This is a genomic window from Paucimonas lemoignei, assembly GCF_004342585.1.
GTDB lineage: Bacteria > Pseudomonadota > Gammaproteobacteria > Burkholderiales > Burkholderiaceae_D > Paucimonas > Paucimonas lemoignei.
Map to the genome: position 1 here is coordinate 78,653 of NZ_SLZQ01000011.1, position 19,079 is coordinate 97,731.

Annotated in this window: 12 protein-coding genes; 8 read left to right on the plus strand and 4 right to left on the minus strand. The window is 54.5% G+C overall.

The window, feature by feature from the left end; genetic code table 11:
• Positions 1-147: 147 nt before the first annotated feature.
• Complete coding sequence (locus EDC30_RS15390) at positions 148-1,071, plus strand: LysR substrate-binding domain-containing protein (protein WP_132259742.1); 924 nt, start codon at positions 148-150, stop codon at positions 1,069-1,071.
• 48 nt (positions 1,072-1,119) lie between these two features.
• On the opposite strand, the gene EDC30_RS15395 is transcribed toward EDC30_RS15390, so the two are convergent.
• Positions 1,120-1,902 (minus strand): GAF domain-containing protein, encoded by a 783-nt coding sequence (locus tag EDC30_RS15395; protein ID WP_132259743.1) that lies wholly within the window; start codon positions 1,900-1,902, stop codon positions 1,120-1,122.
• 235 nt (positions 1,903-2,137) lie between these two features.
• Between EDC30_RS15395 and EDC30_RS15400 the strand changes: the two genes are divergently transcribed.
• A complete protein-coding gene (locus EDC30_RS15400) occupies positions 2,138-3,931 on the plus strand; it encodes a putative bifunctional diguanylate cyclase/phosphodiesterase (RefSeq protein WP_132259744.1) in 1,794 nt (597 codons plus the stop codon).
• On the opposite strand, the gene EDC30_RS15405 is transcribed toward EDC30_RS15400, so the two are convergent.
• Positions 3,928-4,080, minus strand: a complete 153-nt coding sequence (locus EDC30_RS15405; protein WP_207907298.1) for an OPT/YSL family transporter — start codon at positions 4,078-4,080, stop codon at positions 3,928-3,930. The genes EDC30_RS15400 and EDC30_RS15405 overlap by 4 nt on opposite strands.
• 155 nt (positions 4,081-4,235) lie before the next feature.
• The gene (locus EDC30_RS15410; protein ID WP_207907299.1) at positions 4,236-6,077 is read right to left on the minus strand and encodes a DEAD/DEAH box helicase; all 1,842 of its coding nucleotides are present in this window, start codon (positions 6,075-6,077) and stop codon (positions 4,236-4,238) included.
• Between the two features lie 225 nt (positions 6,078-6,302).
• Here EDC30_RS15410 and EDC30_RS15415 point away from each other — a divergent pair, with 225 nt between their 5' ends.
• From EDC30_RS15415 to nirD, 5 genes are all read left to right on the plus strand, one after another.
• The gene (locus tag EDC30_RS15415) at positions 6,303-7,028 is read left to right on the plus strand and encodes a restriction endonuclease (protein WP_165973846.1); all 726 of its coding nucleotides are present in this window, start codon (positions 6,303-6,305) and stop codon (positions 7,026-7,028) included.
• 121 nt (positions 7,029-7,149) lie between these two features.
• Positions 7,150-9,558, plus strand: coding sequence for an ATP-dependent nuclease (locus EDC30_RS15420; RefSeq protein WP_132259746.1), 2,409 nt, complete (start codon positions 7,150-7,152; stop codon positions 9,556-9,558).
• Entirely contained in the window at positions 9,555-11,465 is a 1,911-nt protein-coding gene (locus EDC30_RS15425) for a UvrD-helicase domain-containing protein (RefSeq protein ID WP_132259747.1), read from the plus strand. The genes EDC30_RS15420 and EDC30_RS15425 overlap by 4 nt, the downstream gene beginning before the upstream one ends.
• A gap of 587 nt (positions 11,466-12,052) precedes the next feature.
• Positions 12,053-14,581 carry a nitrite reductase large subunit NirB gene (gene nirB, locus EDC30_RS15430; protein WP_132259775.1) on the plus strand — a complete coding sequence of 843 codons (2,529 nt, stop codon included), beginning with the start codon at positions 12,053-12,055 and terminating at the stop codon, positions 14,579-14,581.
• A 20-nt stretch (positions 14,582-14,601) separates the two neighbouring features.
• On the plus strand, positions 14,602-14,961 hold the full coding sequence (nirD, locus tag EDC30_RS15435) for a nitrite reductase small subunit NirD (RefSeq protein ID WP_132259748.1): 360 nt from the start codon (positions 14,602-14,604) through the stop codon (positions 14,959-14,961).
• Positions 14,962-14,973: 12 nt separating this feature from the next.
• Here the strand turns inward: nirD and EDC30_RS15440 are convergent, their stop codons facing one another.
• Entirely contained in the window at positions 14,974-16,293 is a 1,320-nt protein-coding gene (locus tag EDC30_RS15440) for a chloride channel protein (protein ID WP_132259749.1), read from the minus strand.
• A gap of 236 nt (positions 16,294-16,529) precedes the next feature.
• On the opposite strand from EDC30_RS15440, the gene EDC30_RS15445 reads away from it, so the two are divergent.
• The gene (locus EDC30_RS15445) at positions 16,530-18,962 is read left to right on the plus strand and encodes a bifunctional diguanylate cyclase/phosphodiesterase (protein WP_132259750.1); all 2,433 of its coding nucleotides are present in this window, start codon (positions 16,530-16,532) and stop codon (positions 18,960-18,962) included.
• Positions 18,963-19,079 lie beyond the last annotated feature (117 nt).

Below are 19,079 nucleotides of genomic sequence, written 5' to 3' on the forward strand. Positions count from 1 at the left end.
TGCTGCTTTTTTACTCATGCTGCTGTGATTCACTTTACGCTCACGGTCTGACTCCCATCGGGTAAGCTGGTAGTGTGGCGCGGCATGGTGCAAAAGCCCAACGAGAAATTTTGACGTAAGATGTAAGTGCAACTAACACCCTACGTCATGTACAGAAAACTCCCGCCCATTTCCATGCTGCGCGCCTTCGAGGCTGCGGCGCGCTTAAGCGGCTTTTCGGCGGCGGCAAAAGAGCTGTTCATCACGCATAGCGCGGTGAGCCAGCAAATCCGCGAGCTGGAAAACCGCATGGGTTGCCAGCTCTTTTATCGTTCCGGCAATGCCATGCTGCTGACGCCGGCGGGCAAAGGCCTGGCCGATAAAGTCCGCAAAGTCCTGCATGAACTGGAAGGCATGTTTCCGGACGCGCCCAGGCAAGGTGCTGCCGACCGCACCCTGACGCTGGAAGTGATGGCGCCGATTGCCGAGAATTGGCTGATTCCGCATTTGCAAGCGTTTAATCGGCAGCATCCGGATGTGCGCCTGAATATCCGCACCACGCCCGACCTCGTGATCCTGCAAGACGAGGCGGTCGACATGAGCTTGCGCTATGGCGACGGCAACTGGCGCGGCGTGGAAAAGCTCAAGCTGCTGGATGAAGAAATCTTCCCCGTCTGCAGCCCGAAATTTCTGCAAGCGCACCCCGGGATTACCCTGGACACTCTCAAGCAATTTCCCTTGCTGCGGCATTCCGTCATTTCCTGGAGCAACTGGTTCAGCAAGGCAGGCTTGTCACCCGATGAGCCGGACAATACCCTGGCATTCAACGAAATCACGCACACCATCCATGCCGCGCTACTCGGGCAGGGGATTGCTTTGGCGAGGTCGCTGCTGGTGCAGGAATATCTACAGCAAAGGCGCCTGGTCCGCTTGTTCGATATCGCGGCGCGCGGCGCCTTCAGTTATTACCTGGTCTGGCGAAAAAACGATGTAAAGGAGGCGACCATGTCCCTCTTCAGGAATTGGGTGATTGCGGAATTGCGGAAGACCACCGCGGCCGACACCGATTGCCTGCCGCCATTGATGGGATAAAGGTTTGTTTGGGGATGTAGGGACGCAGACCCCGGCCCGTTGCAGTGTCTACCCCAACGCCGGAAGGGCGCCGAGACGTTTCAATTCATCCGAGGCAATCGTCGCCAATTCGCGTAACGCGCGGATTTCCTTTTCGCGCAAGCGGCGCGCCTCGCGATCCAGCACACACAAGGTCCCGAGGCGAAATCCGTCCCGGCTGATCAAGGGCACTCCGGCATAAAAACGGATATAGGGGTTACCGGTAACCAGCGGATTTTGCTTGAAGCGCTCATCTTCCCGTGCATCTTCAACCACGAACAGATCATCCTGCAGGATCGCGTGGCTGCAAAATGCCCATTCGCGCGGCGTTTCGGCGAGAGTAATGCCGGCCCGTGACACGAACCATTGGCGCTGCGAGGTCAGCAGCGTAATCAAGGCCATTGGCATATCGGTGATTTCGCTCGCCAGCCAGGTGAGACGATCGAACGCCGGGTTGTCCGAAGTGCCGACCAACTCGAGCGCATGCACTGCCTTCAGGCGCGCCCCTTCATCCTGCGGTATAGGGTAGGCCGGTTCAGCGACAGGCTGAAATTCCGCATCAAGCGGGAACGATGACACCTGTGGCGCCTGATTCGCCTGCGCAACTTTCACTCTATTTTCCAGCAAGCGCATGACCGCGCTGGTTCTTACACGCCGATGTCCACCCGGGGTTTTCCAGGACGGCAGCGCACCACTCTCAATCCATTGTTGTGCGGTGCTGACCGCCACTCCCAGCAGCCTGGCAGTGGCGCGGGTGGTGAGAATAGGGTCGGCATCTTCTTTGAAAGACGCGGTTTTGCGGGGCGATGACATGGGCGTGCGATTTATGTGTGGCGCAAATTATAACCGTCATTCAGCAATAATCAATAAAAACGACGAAACTGACAAATCTATCGATGTTATAGAAACAAATTATGGATATATCAGCGGTTTTTCATGCGAATATCTTGCAAGCGATTAATTTTACTCAATAAGCAAAAACCAGTTTCGTCATTTTCGTCACATCTTGATGGGAATGGCTGGTCCGGCAGCCAAAGGAAGCAACACCATGTCCCATCCAAACGAAGAATCCAATCCGAGCGATACCTATGAAGCCCGACGCCTAGAAGCATTGCACCGGCTGGATTTGCTCGACACCGCGCCGACGGAGGCATTTGACCGCATCACGCGCATGGCCGCGCAGATTTTCAATCTGCCGATTTCGGCGGTATCGCTGACCGACGCCGACCGGCAGTGGTTCAAGTCCCGCGTGGGCGTAGCGCATGACTCCATCCCGCGCGACAAGGCGCCTTGCAGTCATGTCGCCGATACGGCGGGCGTGGTGGTCATTCCCGATCTGCTCGACGATGCGTGTTACCGCGACAGTCCGCTTGCCGAAAGCGGCATCCGTTTTTACGCCGGCGCGCCGCTGATAACTGACGATGGCTACAGCCTGGGAGCGATGTGCGTGCTCGGCACCGAGCCGCGCCAGACGACTCCAGAGGAAATGGCATCCCTGCACGACCTGGCGGCCATGGCGATGGCGCAGATCGAATTGCAGCACGCGCTGGGCCGCATCGATCCGGTCAGCGGCCTGCCCAACCGCAAGCAGTTCCGCGAAGATTTCGACGACCTGAACAAGGATGGGAAAGGCATCGAAGCGCGCGTACTGGTCATGGTCAATTTCGCCAAGCCGGAAGAGATCCGCGACGGCACCCGCGCGATGGGTTCGCATTACTTCGAAGACCTGATCCGCCATTCGGTGACCTTGTTAAGGAGCATACTCGGCAAGGGCCGCACGATCTATCACGTCGGCGAAGCACAGGTGGCTTTTTTCGCCCGCCAGGGGATCGAGCTGCAAGCCTACAGCCGGGAGCTGGCGCAAGTGCTGCAACAGCAGCGCCATGCCAGCAATGCCTCGTTCATGACCACCACGTCGGTCGGCATCGCGCCATTCCTGCTCGGGCAGACCGGGTATGCCGACGTGCTGCGCATGGCGCACAGCGCCTGCCAGGAAGCGTTCGAGATGGACGAGCATGTCTGCGTGTATTCCACGGAACACGATGCCGCCCACTTGCGCCGCTTTACCTTGCTGAACAAGTTCAGCAGCGCGCTGGAACACACCGAGCGCCTGAGCCTGGTGTACCAGCCGCGCATCGATATCGCATCGGGCGCCTGCGTCGGCGCCGAAGCGCTGCTGCGCTGGACCGATCCGGACCTGGGCCCGGTGTCGCCAGGCGAATTCATGCCGATCGTCGAGCTGAGTTCGATGGCGCGTCCCGTTACCGCCTGGTTGATGGAAACCGCCATCCGCCAGTTGAGGCAGTGGCAAGACGACGGCATCGACATGCAGGTATCGCTGAATGTCTCGGCCACCAATCTGCTGGAGCCGGATTTCGCCGAGCGGCTGCTTGCCACGCTAACGAAATATCAGGTCGCGCCGCAAGCCGTGGAACTGGAGCTGACCGAAAGCGCGTTCATGTCGAATCCGGGCAAGGCGCAAGCCACGCTGACGGCCGTCGCCGACGCCGGCGTGCGCCTGGCGATCGACGACTTCGGCACAGGCTACAGCAGCCTGTCATACCTGCAAAGCCTGCCGGCTGATATCGTCAAAATCGACCAATCCTTCATCCGCAAGCTGTTCGAGGGCGAGCGCGCCAGGATGCTGGTCGGCGCGATGGTGTCGCTATCCCATGAGCTGGGTTACCGTGTCGTGGCCGAGGGCGTGGAAACGCAGGAAGCGCTCGACTTCCTGCGAAAGACCGGGTGCGATGAAGTGCAAGGCTACCTGTTTGCCAAACCCATGCCGCCGGAAAGCCTGGTGCAGTGGCTGGCGCAGCAGCAGGTGAGTGAAGCGGCCTAAGGAAGCAGCCGGGCAAGAGCGCGATTGATCGCCATGTTGAACGACCAGCCGATCTTCAAGCCGGAATAGACATTCGACGGGGTCAATACGATGCCAAGCAGGATGCCGGTCAGGACGGCGCGCAGACTGAGTTCGCGTTCAATCGGCATAAAGGGTAACGAGACAATGCGGAAGCTCCATCAAACCATGCGGGTTGCCATGCGTCCTTGATCGAAGCGCAGATTAGGGAGCGTTACTGGCACATGTAAAAGACCAATGAAGAAAGTAAATAAGCTTATTTAAATAGAAGCATATTGGAAAATAACTACACTGATTCCAACACTCCCATTGCCTTTTGCATCTTTTCTCCCAATAGCGACGTTTCGCCATATGTCATCACCAGTTCTTGTGTGGCCCGTGTCATGGCGACATACAATAAGCGCGCCTCTTCCTGAGCATCATCGTCTTCCTTCGATGGCGCACCAATGGCAGGGATACCCACCATGGGGAACTCCAGTCCTTTACTGCTATGCATAGTTATCAGCTTGACGCTGTCGTGCGCCGGTGAATAGCTTTTCTTTTTATCTTGTTGCCATTGAAACGGAATGCCTTTCCGTTTCAATGTCTCCATCATCTGTTCCCCAATACCGTAGCGTCGGTAAATGATCGCCATATCTTTCCATGGCGTGCCAACACGGTTCGCTTCGATGAGTTTATTCGCCAAGAATTCAGCCTCATCTCTAATGGATGGAAGCTTGATAAGTAAGGGTTTCGGGCCATGACGGCCTGCGCTCATGGGTTGCACAGTAGGTGCTTGATCTTCTTCACTGTCAGCCGGCGATAGCAAGTCATCAGCAAAAGCACGGGCTACCGCCAGGATTTCGGCAGTGTTGCGATAGTTAAGCTTCAGGATGGTTGTGCGGCCCTTGGCTTGCACGCCAACGCTGGAAAATGAAAACCGTAGTTTCTTTGGGCCGTTATAGATAGATTGTGCATCGTCATACAACACCAGCAGTGAATTGGTATCTGGATGAATCATTTGCACGACCAGCTTAAACCACTCTGGTCGGAAGTCATGGCCTTCGTCAATCAAAACTGCATCATATTGCGCAGTCGGAATCAGTTTTTGATCGACAGCGCGGATGACGCGCTCCACGCTTTGCTCGAAATACGCATTCAAATCCGGATTGTGCGGCGGCTTACCAACGTTATAGGCTTCCAGTTGGCGAGCACACCAGGCATGGAAATTCACTACGTGGACCTTGTCCTGCACGCCTTTAGCTTCCATCACGCTAGCCAGTTTGGCAGCTAGTGTCTTGTTATAGCAGAGAACAAGGATAGGACGATGGCATAGCTTGGCGAGGTGTTCCGCGCGATATCCAAGGATCAGTGTCTTACCTGAGCCAGCTACGCCATGGATGACGCGATGGCCTTCGCCCAAGCTGCGCGCCAGTTGCTCTTGCTGAAGATCCATGACGCGTAGGACATCGGGAATTTCCACGGTTTTTTGATCGGTGTCGGCAAACAGGTCAGACTGGCTAGAGATACGCACTTCGGGAAACATGTGCCAACGGATGCGATCAATCTGGGGCAAGCTCAGGGGCATCTTGAACTTGAATGGGAACATATCCCAAAGCCGCTTTTGAAATGCCTCAGGATCAGCACTCTCAGTCATCTCATCCTGGCAGATAACAAGATGTGCCGGTAACACGTCGCCCAATTGGGCGCCATCAAATTGTTTGCGATTGATATTGGACAGCACCACACCATGGCCATAAGAGATAAATGGCTTGCCTTTCAATGAGCCGCTGGGGAAAACCAATTTTGGGTCACGTTCCAACCTGCTTGTAATGGCAAACATGTATTGTCGCGCTTGCTCAAGCGGATTCAGCACATGCTTGATGCCATGATTGGTCAGGATGGCAGCCTGCTGCTTATCCATGCTATGGATGGTATCGAGCTTCCAATCTTTCACTTCCAAGACTAGTAGGCCACGACTAGGATGAAACACTACGAAGTCTGGATGCTGAGTGCGTTCGCCAATAGAAACGTCATACCAGCACAGATAATCGTCTTCCAGCTTATCTTCCAAGCGGTAGGCGAGGCGCTTTTCTCCTGAGGTCATGCGCGAGGCGCAGGAGCTAATTGCAGGGATGAGTGTGGCCACGGCGTTCTCTTTTAAGTCGGAATACCAAAGATATTACCAAAGAGAAATACCAATGGTACTTTATTGTCGTTTTATCTTATGGCTCTTTTCTCCCATATTTATGGGATATCGACGGCCCGCCTACACAGGTAAAATGTTGCCAAATATAAATATTAAAACATTAACCCTGACACTATTTTTACGGCAAACATGGGGCGCAACAAAAAAACCTCTCCCGCAGAAGACTTGCTCGAATTCGTCGCGATGCTCCCGGCGTGGGCCGGCATCGCCATCGCGGCCATCACTTATTTCTGGCTGCATTCGATAGCCAGCCAACCGGCTCCTGCTGCGCCGGTGCAGCCGGCCCAAATGGGCGCGTACGTCACCAGCACGCTCTGGAAAACGCTGGCGTACTACGGCCAATTCTTCATTCCGCTGATATGCCTGGGCGGCGCGGCCCTATCGGCATGGCGGCGCAAGCAGCGCGAAGCTTTGCTCGTCAATGCGGCAAAGAGCGAGGCGGCCAGCGCGCTGGATGACATCTCCTGGCAAGAGTTTGAAATGCTGGTTGGCGAAGCGTTTCGGCGGCAGGGGTATCAAGTCATGGAAAACGGCGGCAGCAGGCCGGATGGTGGAATCGATCTCATCCTGCGCAAGGAAGATGAGCTATTCCTGGTGCAGTGCAAGCAATGGAAAGCGTTTCGGGTGGGCGTGGATGTGGTGCGCGAGTTGTATGGCGTGATGGCAGCGAAAGGGGCGGCTGGCGGATACGTGGTGACGTCCGGGTTGTTTACCGAGGCAGCGATGAGGTTTGCTAAAGGGCGGAATTTGAAGTTGATTGATGGGCGGGTTCTGATGGGGTGGATTCGGCAGGTGAAGCCGATTCAAAAGGCTATTGCGACTTCTAAAGTCGCAAATGAATCCGCTCTCACGCCAGAATTAGATACAAAGGCAGCGATTCAGAATCTTTAGGCAGTTTATAGAAATAAAAACGAAGGAGTTCGTCTAATCTTCGAGAAATATTTTGCTGGCTCGGAATGAGCTCTAACGCATATGGTTTAAGCACATTTTTCGCTTTCGGGGGGAAGCATTCATGTACCTACGTTCATATCGAGTACAAAACTTCAGGCGTCTTCAGAGCGCGCATATAGAACTAGATTCAGATATCTCAATTTTTGTTGGTTCAAATAACAGCGGGAAAACGTCTGCGACGCAAGCGATTCAAACGTTTTTGTCCGGGTCTAAAGAGAGATTTTCTCTATATGACTTTAGTTCCAGTGTCTGGAAAAAACTTAACGAAATCGGAGAGGCTGATCCGTCTGGCGATGATCAAGCATCGATGCCCTGCGTCGTACTGGATCTTTGGTTTGAAGTAACGCAGGATGACCTGTACCTCGTCATCCCACTCCTTCCAAGTACGCAATGGCAGGGAAACGAAGTCGGAATCCGCATTGAGTTTGGCGCACGCGATGCGATCGAACTGTTGCAACGGTATAGAGGAAAGCAGAAGGAGGCAAAAGAACGCGCTGCCGCTTTAGTGGGAGGAGCCGGAAACTACATTCCTTGGCCAAAAACATTAACCGAATATCTTGAAAAGGAATTGCACCGAGAGTTCGAGTTGCGATATTTCGTGCTTGATCGCACACAGTTCGATTCCGAGTATAGGCAATCTAACGGGTATGAGCCCTCTCTACTTGCGGGTGAACTAGGTGGTGGTGCGCTCCTAAAATCACTTGTTCGCGTAGACTGCTTAAATGCTCAACGCCATTTGACTGACCCCAAATCCAACACGTCCGGCGGAGCTGGGCGAGCGGAAGATCTATCAAAACGCTTAAGTCGATTCTACCAGCGCAACCTCGATCAGCGGGAGGAGGATCACGCAGCATTGAAGGCGCTGTTTGATTCCGAAGAGGGGTTGAACAAGCATCTTATGGAGGTATTCGAGCCAACGCTGAAACAACTTGAAACGCTTGGATATCCAGGACTTAATAATCCGCGTTTAGAGATCAAGTCTGCTTTGAATCCGGCGACAATCATGAGCCAAGATGCGAAGGTTCATTACATTGTCGGCAGCGGCGATAGTACTGTCACACTACCCGACAGTTATAACGGCCTTGGGTTTAAGAATCTTATATATATGGTTGTCGAGATCCTGGATCTTCATCAAAAATGGAAAGAAGAAGAGGACAAGCGTCCACCGCTTCATTTGATTTTTATAGAAGAGCCAGAGGCACATTTGCATGCGCAACTTCAGCAAGTATTCATCCGTAACGTATTTAGCCTGCTTAATGACACTGACAACGCAGGCGAATCATTCGCCAGTCAAGTTGTAGTCACTACGCATTCTCCACACATACTGTATGAACGCGGCTTTACACCAATACGTTATTTTCGTCGCCATAATCAGGACGGTGAGCAGTCAACAAAGGTACTGAACCTCTCAAGTTTCCAAAAAGGGCCAACACCAAAGGATCGTGACTTTCTGCAGCGCTATCTTAAATTAACACACTGTGATTTGTTTTTTGCTGATGCTGCAATATTGGTCGAGGGGAATGTGGAGCGGCTCCTCATGCCATCAATGATCGAGAAAGAGTCGAAAACTCTGAGGTCGGCAGCAATCTGTATATTGGAAGTTGGCGGTGCATTCGGACACCGGTTCAAAGAACTGATCGAGTTCCTCGGCATCACAACACTCATCATCACTGATATCGACAGCGTGACTGAGGCGAGCGCGCCAGATGTCGTAGATGAAGATGAAGAGAAAGAATTCGAGATTCCGAGTGTAGACGAAAATGCGCCTCCACAAAAACGTTACGGAAGAACTTGCCTGCCGGCTGAGCCTGGAGCAGTGACGGCAAATCAAACGTTGATTCAATGGCTTCCGAAAATGCGTACGATTGAAGAGTTGTTAGCTGCTTCGTGCGAACAAAAAACCGAGAAGTTGGGCGATTCAGATATGGCGAGAGTGATGGTCGCATATCAAACATCTACAGAGGTAACTTGGAACGATCAACACATGTTATTGTGTGGACGCACTTTGGAAGAAGCATTTGGTCTGGAAAATGCGGCTTGGTGCCAAGAGGCCACGCAACGTTACGTTGGGCTAAAGCTAAAGGCCGTGCCAGCCTCTCCAAATGATTTGGCTATTGGGCTATACAAGCGTGTGACTGGAAAACATTTCGACAAAACGAAGTTTGCCCTTGCCGTACTTAGTAGTAACCCTGAACATTGGAGCGTGCCACTTTATATCAAACAGGGACTGATTTGGCTCGCAGCGCAAATAGGGTTGGAAGCCGAGTCAAATCCACAAGAAGGGACACACAAAGAGATTATTGCAGACGCACTAGCTCAAACGCAGGCTGCGGTAACAAGTATTGTTGCTCTTACTGAAAAAATGCCGGTCGAGAGTATTAAAGCATTCGCCGAGACTCCTACGCTTGCTCCAGCAGTAGACTATGCAGCCGCAGTTGTTACTGATAATAAAAATAAGGGGGCAGTGTGAATCGCCGCGCAAGCCAACCTGATACACAAGCTGATTTACAGCTCCGTCAAATCATTGGCGTACGTCAGAGCTTTATCATGGTGGCCGGCGCCGGCTCTGGTAAGACAACGTCACTCATCAAGGCATTAAAAACGATCATCGACGAACATGGGACTAGCCTAAGAAAGAAACGTCAGCGTGTCGCATGCATCACATATACGGAAATCGCGTCGAAGGAGATATGGGCTGATATTAGCAATAACCCGCTAGTTCATGTTTCGACGATACATAGTTTTTTTTGGATGATTATTCGATCTTTCCAAAACGATATTCGCGATTGGGTTGCTCAGCGTATTGATGAAAAGCTTGCAGAGCTTCGGGCTGCCGCTGCCGGGTTCGGCCCGCGTGTACATGAACGTACACGTGAAAGAAATAAACGTGATATCGAAAGATATGAGTATCAGCGTACACGTATTGGATCTGTATCCGCATTTACATACGGTACAGGGAGCGACTACATTAAAGGCGTCTTAGGACATGACGACGTTATTAAGATCGCCTCAGCATTTTTAACAGAGCGGCCATTATTTCGGACACTTTTCGGCCAGCAGTTCCCGTTTTTGTTTGTAGACGAAAGCCAGGACACCATGCCGTATGTTGTGGACGCATTGAAAGCTGTTCAGCATCAAATGCGCTCTCATTTTTGTCTAGGATTCTTCGGCGACCCAATGCAGCAGATTTATCCGACTGGTGTTGGAAAGATTCAGCAAGAAGCAGGTTGGATTACTATCACAAAGCCAGAAAACTTTCGTTGTGCAACTTCCGTACTTTCTGTGGCAAATGCTATACGGCGTGGTGGTGACGATTTAGTCCAAGTAGGCGGACGAACATCAATGGTCGAGGGCGAAGCTCGACCAGTTATTGGCACTGCACGCATATTTATATTGCCAATTGACGAGCAGCGTAATGAGCGTCTTCTTGCAGTTAGAGACTGGATTTCCCGTCACAACAATGATCCTGAATGGCAGCCGAGCGAAACTACTTCAGTAAAAACACTTGTGATCGTTCACAGAATGGCAGCATCTCGCTTAGGGTTTTCGGCGCTGTATTCAGCTATGAATGATAATGCGCCTGAAACGTTTAAAGCAGGGTTTCTTGATGCATCAGCTTGGCCGTTGAGGCCATTTGTTTCTTTTGTTATTCCGTTAAGCGACGCTGTTCGTAAAGGGCAGGAATTCAAGGCAATGTCGATTCTGCGGTCAAGTAGCCCACGATTGGTTGGGGAAAATTTGCGGGGGAGAGACGTCGCTCAGGTGCTCGGCGAGCTACGAGAGGCCTGTATGCAGTTGGCAGAAATGGTGTCTCCTGATTCTAACGCGTCGGTGCGCGATGTACTGCTTCATTTACGAGACTCCCGCCTCTTAACGTTGGATCACCGAATTATGGCGTATCTAGATGATCAAACGCCGGAAAACGTTGAAGGCGACGATGACAATGATGACGGTGATAACCGTGAAATCACAGCGATGGATTCTTTCATGCGATGCGAAGTATCCCAATTTTTGGGTTACCAAGCATATTTGAATGACGAATCACCGTTCTCAACGCAACAAGGTATTAAGGGAGCAGAGTTTGCCAGAGTACTCGTTGTTTTAGACGACGATGAAGGTACCCACGTCCAGTTTTCTTATGATAAATATTTTGGAATAAAGCGAATGTCGGCTCGTGATGAACAAAATGTTCTTGAAGGAAAAGAAACTGCCATAGAACGTACACGTCGACTTTTTTATGTTTGCTGTACAAGAGCTCGTACTGATTTGGCCGTTGTGCTCTTCTCAAATGATATAGCTTTGGCAGAACGTCAAGTACGCGCAACCGGAATCTTCCCCGATAACGCAGTCTACACATTACCCGCGTTGGCTACATAGGTAACCTTGCCATGAGAGGCGAAGCGGAATCGTCTCTTTGGCCCTCAGGAAAATAGCTAAAACTAAGATGGCTTTCCTGGACTTTTATTGCCGTCCATTTCAGCTTCCAATTGTGCCGCCAGCGCCCCACACTGCTGCACTTTCCTGAGCAGCCGGTACTAACCTATCTATATCCATTAGAGCCTGATTTCTCAATTTTTCCACGTTTGCTCTTCTGATTGCCGATTTCGCAAGAATTGGCGAAGAATCGTTATTCATAGCCATACGTCGCTCGATATGATGACAGTAATGTCAACTACACAGATTGTCGACTGAGGCTTACATAACTTTTATAAAGTTCCAAGTCGCTGCAAGTCTGCCAGAACTACCTTGCGTGAATAAGATCTCACCGCACTATCCCAGTGCACCCCTGCACCACCTCCTCGCCCCGATCTGAAGCATCCCCTCCATCATTTAGTGCATAACCACCCCATTTGCACCAAATACCCCCAATTCCCCCTGGCACGCCCATTGCAAATAGATGAGCAAATGACTCGTGCGCTGCAGTTGTGCGCGACCGCAACCGAATGAAACAGGGGAAGAAAATGATGAAAATTCTTGTGATTGGCCATGGCATGGTGGGGCATAAATTCCTCGAAAGCCTGGATGACGCAGGCCTGCACGACGCCGAAGTCACCGTCTTGTGCGAAGAGCCGCGCGCGGCTTACGACCGTGTGCACCTGTCCGAATTCTTTTCCGGTAAATCGGCAGAAGACCTCTCGCTGGTGTCGCCGGGATTTTTCGATCGCGGCAACCTGGCGCTGCGCTTGAACACGCGTGCCGCATCGATTGACCGCTACGCCAAGACCGTCACCACCAGCGACGGCAAGGAGCTGGACTATGACAAGCTAGTGATCGCTACCGGCTCTTATCCTTTCGTGCCCCCGGTGCCCGGCAAGGATCGCAAGGACTGTTTTGTCTACCGCACCATCGAAGACCTGGAAGCCATGCTGGAATGCGGCAGCCGCTCGACTAGCGGCGTGGTCATCGGCGGCGGCCTGTTGGGTCTGGAATGCGCCAAGGCGCTGCGCGACATGAGTCTGGAGACGCACGTGGTGGAATTCGCGCCGCGCCTGATGGCGGTGCAGATGGATGAGGGGGGCGGGCGCATGCTGCGCCGGAAGATCGAGGAACTCGGTGTCGTCGTGCACACCCAGAAAAACACCCTTGAGATCGTCGATGGCGAAACCGCGCGTCACCGCCTGGTATTTGCCGATGGTACCCATCTCGAAACCGACATGATCGTGTTCTCCGCGGGTATTCGTCCGCGCGACGAGCTGGCGCGTGAATCCGGCCTGACAGTGGGACCGCGTGGCGGCATCGTCATCGACAACCACTGTTTGACCTCGGACCCGGATATCTATGCCATTGGTGAATGCGCCCTGTGGAATGGTCAGATTTTCGGCTTGGTGGCGCCAGGTTACGACATGGCGCGCACGGCGGCTCGCCACCTGGCCGAGCAGGCTGGTGAGTTTGCCGGCGCCGACATGAGCACCAAGCTGAAACTCCTGGGCGTGGACGTGGCCAGCATCGGCGACCCCATGGGCGCGACCGCCGGCAGCCGTTCGTGTCAGTTCACCGACGAGCGCAAGCAGGTCTATAAGAAGATCGTCGTTTCCGAGTGCGGCAAGTACTTGCTGGGCGCGGTGCTGGTGGGCGACGCGACCGAATACGGCACCTTGCTGCAAATGATGCTCAACAAGATCGAGCTGCCGAAAGATCCGGAATTCCTGATCCTGCCGCAAAGCGATGGCAAGGCGAAACCAGGCCTGGGTGTCGATGCCTTGCCGGCATCCGCGCAAATCTGCTCCTGCAACAATGTCTCCAAGGGCCAGATCTGCGAAGCGGTGTGCAACGGTGTGACCAGTATCGGTGACATGAAGGCTTGCACCAAGGCGGGCACGGCATGCGGCGGTTGCGTGCCGCTGGTGACGCAAGTGATGAAGGCCGAGATGAAGAAGCAGGGCATGGCGGTGAACAACCATTTGTGCGAACACTTCGCTTACTCGCGCCAGGAATTGTTCCACCTGATTAAAGTCGGCCAGATCAAGACCTTCGACGATTTGCTGGCCAAGCATGGCAAGGGCCTGGGCTGCGATATTTGCAAGCCGGTCGCTGCCAACATCTTTGCTTCATGCTGGAACGACTTCGTGCTGAAAAAAGAGCACGCCAGCCTGCAGGATTCCAACGACTACTTCCTCGGCAATATCCAGAAGGATGGCACCTATTCGGTGGTGCCGCGCATGGCGGGCGGCGAAGTCACGCCGGATGGCTTGATCGCCGTTGGCCAGGTAGCGAAGAAATACGGCTTGTACACCAAGATCACCGGCGGCCAGCGCGTCGATTTGTTTGGCGCGCGCCTGGACCAGTTGCCGGCCATTTGGGAAGAGTTGATCGCTGCCGGTTTTGAATCCGGCCATGCCTATGGCAAGTCGCTGCGCACCGTGAAATCCTGCGTCGGCTCGACCTGGTGCCGCTATGGCGTCGACGATAGCGTGGGTCTGGCGATCGAACTGGAGAATCGCTACAAGGGCTTGCGCGCGCCGCACAAGATCAAGTTCGGCGTCTCTGGCTGTACCCGTGAATGCGCCGAAGCGCAAGGCAAGGATGTCGGCATCATCGCCACCGAAAAGGGCTGGAATCTGTACGTCTGCGGCAATGGCGGCATGAAGCCGCGCCATGCCGAATTGCTGGCTTCCGACTTGTCCAAGCAAGACTTGATCAAGTATATCGACCGCTTCCTGATGTTCTATATCCGCACCGCCGACCGCCTGCAGCGCACCAGCGTCTGGCGCGACAACCTCGAAGGCGGTCTCGATTATCTGAAAGAAGTCATCCTGCAAGACAAGCTGGGAATGGCGGCGGAACTCGAAGCCGACATGCAGCACGTGGTCGATACCTATGCCTGCGAATGGAAAGCTGCCGTCACCAATCCCGAGACGCGCAAGCGCTTCCGCCAGTTCGTCAACAGCGACCAGCCGGACCCGAACGTCGTGTTCGTCGAGGAGCGTGGACAGATTCGTCCGGCCACGCCGGAAGAACGCAAGATTATCCCGATCATTGCCGAAGCAGCTTAAGTATTTAAGGAGAGGACGCCATGACACAAGCACAAACTCGCATCAAATCTCAACCCCGCTGGAATCCCGTTTGCACCATTGACGATATCTTGCCCAATACCGGCATCTGCGCCCTGGTCGACGATAAGCCTGTCGCCGTATTTCAGGTCAGCGGCGCGAACGGGCAACTCTTCGCCATCGACAACTTTGATCCGAACTCGAATGCCAGCGTGTTATCGCGCGGCTTGATCGGCACGCTCGGCGAGCGCGTCGTCGTTGCCTCGCCCATCTACAAGCATCACTTCGACCTTGAAACGGGGGAATGCCTGGAAGCGCCGGAGAATTCGATCAAGGCCTATCCGGTACGCGTCGAGAACAGCACGGTCTGGGTCGCGGTATAAGAGCAGGCCGGATTAATCCGGCTTGTCTGGAGCGCTGGCGTGCCATTCACGGTGAGCCGGCATCCAGTCGAGTGCCAGGTGCTGGTATAGCTCGGGACTGAGGCGCGAGCTCACCACGTTGGCGATGAACGAAACCGCCATGAGGCCGATGACCATTTCATGGCCGTCGATCATTTCCATGACAATGATGGCGGCCGTGATGGGCGATTGCGTCACGGCAGCCAGGAAGCCGGCCATGCACAGTGCCATGAACGGTGCCGTTCCACCCGCGTCGGGTAATAATGGGGAAAGCGTCGCGCCCAATGCGCCGCCCACTGCCAATGACGGCGCAAAGATCCCGCCGGGAATACCCGAGTAGTAACTCACGATGGTTGCCAGAAAGCGCGTGATCGAGGCGTGCCAGGGCAGCTCCAGCGCGCCGGACGCCGCCTGCTTGGTGACTTCATAACCCGTGCCGAACGACAGCCCATCTCCCGCCCAGCCGATCACGGCTACCAGTAATCCGCAGATGCCGGCAAATCGCACCGGATGATTGCGCCGCCAGACCCAAAGCGGAAAATCCTTGGCTTTTTGGGGCCAAAGCATCAGCCAACTGAAGGCGCCGCCCAGCAGACCGCAGAGCACGCCGCCGGCCAGGACCGGCATGATGATCGAGGCACTTTGCGGCAGGACGCTGAATTGGCCAAAATAATTGTAATTGCCGAGCAGCGCGATGGACACCAGGCCGGACAGAATGATCGTGCTGATCAGCACGCCGCTGGTGCGCGTTTCCAGGCGGCGTCCCAGTTCTTCGATGGCGAACACGATGCCGGCCAGCGGCGTATTGAAGGCGGCCGCCACGCCCGCTGCGCCGCCTGCCAAAATCAGGTCGGCCGGGCGCAGGGCCCGGGAATGCGGCAACAGGCGATGCGAGGCGTGCATGATGGATGCCGCCACTTGCACCGATGGTCCCTCGCGCCCGGCGGAAAATCCACCCAGCAGCGCGAACGCGCCCACAACAATCTTGCCGATGGCAATACGGATCGATACCAGCTTGCTGATCTCGCCGCCTTGTGAAACGAGTTTGGTGGCAGCAATAACTTGCGGAATGCCGCTACCTTGTATGCCCGAAAAATAACGCCGGGTGCACCACACCGCAGTCATGCCGATGGCCGGCGTCAATATGAATGTCACCCAAGGCCGGCCTTGCGCGAGAAGGGTAAAGGCATGCAGGGCTAGCTCTGCGAGTTTGGCAAAAGAGACGACCACCAGGCCGGCTAGCACGGCGGCTGTCCACAAGGTAATGCGCGTGCGCCAGCGCAGGCTGCTTAACAAACCGCGATGGATAGCCATGTAGAAGAAACAGTAAAAAACAAAAAGGGCCAATGATCCCACTGGCCCATTCGAATGGATGGTATGCCGTCAACGCACTTGCAGCTTCCCGCCTTGGGTCGTTGACGGATGCGGCCATGAAATTATAGTCCGAATTTTATTTTGATAATGAAACCATGTGGGACCTTGCTTGCGATAACAGCAACCATTCCCTGCCTTTGTTAGTCTGAACTAAAACTATTCATACGTTCAACGTAATGAAATTTCAGCTCAGCAAACTAACGCTACGTACACGCCTCCTGATCATCATTCTGCTTGCTTCGCTGCCGGCGGTTGGCCTATTTCTGTTGGAGAGTTCCAGGGAGTATGACAAAGCCCAGCGTGAAGCCCAGAATAACCTGATGGCCATGGCGACGCTGGTCGCCAGTAATGAGAGCCGGGTGGTGCAAGGCATCAAGGACATCTTGCTTGCCATTAGCCAGCAACCCTTCGTGCAGAACCGCGACTTGCCGATGTGCCGTGACACGCTGGTCAGGATGGCGAAGCAGTTTTCTGCATATGACAATTTTTCTGTCATCGACACCAATGGCGATATTCTGTGTACCGGCAGTCCGCTCGACGGGGCGGTCAATGTCCAGGATCGTCCCTACTTCCAAACGATGATGCGTGAAAAGCGCTTTGTCGGCGGCGCTTATCTTGTCAGCCGCGTCACCGGATTACAGGTCGCCACCTTCGCGTTGCCGGTCATTCAGGATGGGCAAGTCACAGGGGCAATCTCGACGGCCTTGCGCCTTGAAGAATTGACTTCGATGGCACGCGGCATTCCGCTTCCTGCGGGCACAGTCATTGGCATTACGGATATGCAAGGCGTTCTTCTAACACGCGAACCTGCCATACCGGAAATAATCGGCAAGCCAGTCCAGGATGCCGCCCTGATGCGCAGCTTGTCCGCCGGTGCGCCGCATTTTGTGGATGGACATGGCATGGATGGCGTCCAGCGCTTGTATGCCGCGGTTCCTATCCAGTTTGAAGGCAAGCCATTCTTTTATGTGTTCGTTGGGTTGGATAAATCCAGACTCGAAAGGGCGGCGCGCAATTCGCTGGTAATCGACTTTAGCGTATTGGCATTGATTATTGCTCTGTCCTATATCGGCACCGGCTATCTGAGCCAACGTTCGCTCCTCAAGCCCGTGCAGCGCATCATCGCGGCGGCGCAGGGCGTGAGCGCGGGCAACCTGAAGGCCAGGACCGAGCTGAATCATGAAGCTGGCGAAATCGGTGAACTGGCGCGGCAATTCGATGTGATGGCCGAGGCGCTGGAAGCGCGCGAGGAAGCCAATCGCTCGGCCAACAAGTACATCGAATACATCGCCCAGCATGATCCGCTCACCAACCTGCCGAACCGGCGCTTGTTTGCCATGCAGCTGGAGCAGCAGACGGCGCGCATGAAGACAACAGGCAAATGTCTGGCCGTGTTATTCCTGAATCTGGATCGCTTCAGACTCGTCAACGATTCGCTGGGGCAGGACGTCGGCGACCAGTTGCTGTTGACCGTGGCAAAACGCTTGGAAGGCTGTGTATTGGCCGAAGCGACGGTGGCGCATCTGGGCCGGGATGAATTCGTCTGCATGCTGCCTGGCGTCGGCCCGCAAGAAGTCATGATGGGCGTGGTCCAGACATTGGTCCGCCAGGTGACCGAGCCGTTTGTGATTGGCGGGGAACATATCGAAATCGGCGCCACGGTAGGCGTGAGCCTGTTTCCTGACCATAGCGAGGATGGGACGACGCTGGTGCGTTATGCCGAAGTGGCGATGCATGAAGCCAAGGAAAGCAACATGCCGGTGCGCCTGTATTCGCCTTATATGGGAACCATTGCCGGCAGGCGCAGGGTCCTGGAAACGGAATTGCGGCGGGCCTTGGCCAACCGCGAATTCCTGGTGGCGTACCAGCCCAAGGTCGATACCGTGAGCAAGCGCATCGTCGGCGCCGAAGCCCTGATCCGCTGGCAGCATCCGGAAAAAGGCTTGCTCTCGCCAGCCGGGTATATCCGCGTGGCCGAGGAAATCCAGCTGATCGTGCCGATCGGCGAGTGGGTATTGCGCGCCGCCTGTTTTCAGAACAAGCTCTGGCAGGATGCCGGGCTGCCGCCGATCCAGGTTGCCGTCAATGTGTCGGCGCATCAGTTCAAGCGCGACGATTTCGTGGATACCGTGCGGCACGCCTTGCAGGACAGCGGTCTGGAGGCGCGCTACCTGGAGCTGGAAATCACCGAGGGCACCTTCCTGCATGGCAGTCATGAAGTGCTGCATGCCTTGCGCGGCCTTGGCATCGCGCTGGCCATCGACGATTTCGGCACGGGCTATTCCAACCTGAGTTATCTGAAGAACCTGCCGGTCGACAAGCTCAAGATCGACCAATCCTTCATCCGCGATATCGTGCGCGATCCTAACGATGCTGCCGTCACGCAAGCCATCATCAACGTGGCCCGCAGCCTGAAGCTGACGGTGGTGGCCGAAGGCGTGGAAGACCGCCAAACATTCAATATCCTCGAACAACTTGGCTGCGATGAAATCCAGGGCTATTACTGCGGTAAGCCGCAGCTGCCCGACGATTTCCGTGCCTTGTTGCAAAGCGGTTATGCGACGCCATTTGTATCGACCGATACAACGACAAGCAATGCGCCGGCATGAGTAAGAGCTAGTTACGGCGCGCGGTTGATTTCTTAAAACTAATAAAGTTCCGACCTATATATTGCGACTCAGGGCGTGTCGAACTGCCCTGATTCGGCGCAAGCGGACTATACTCAT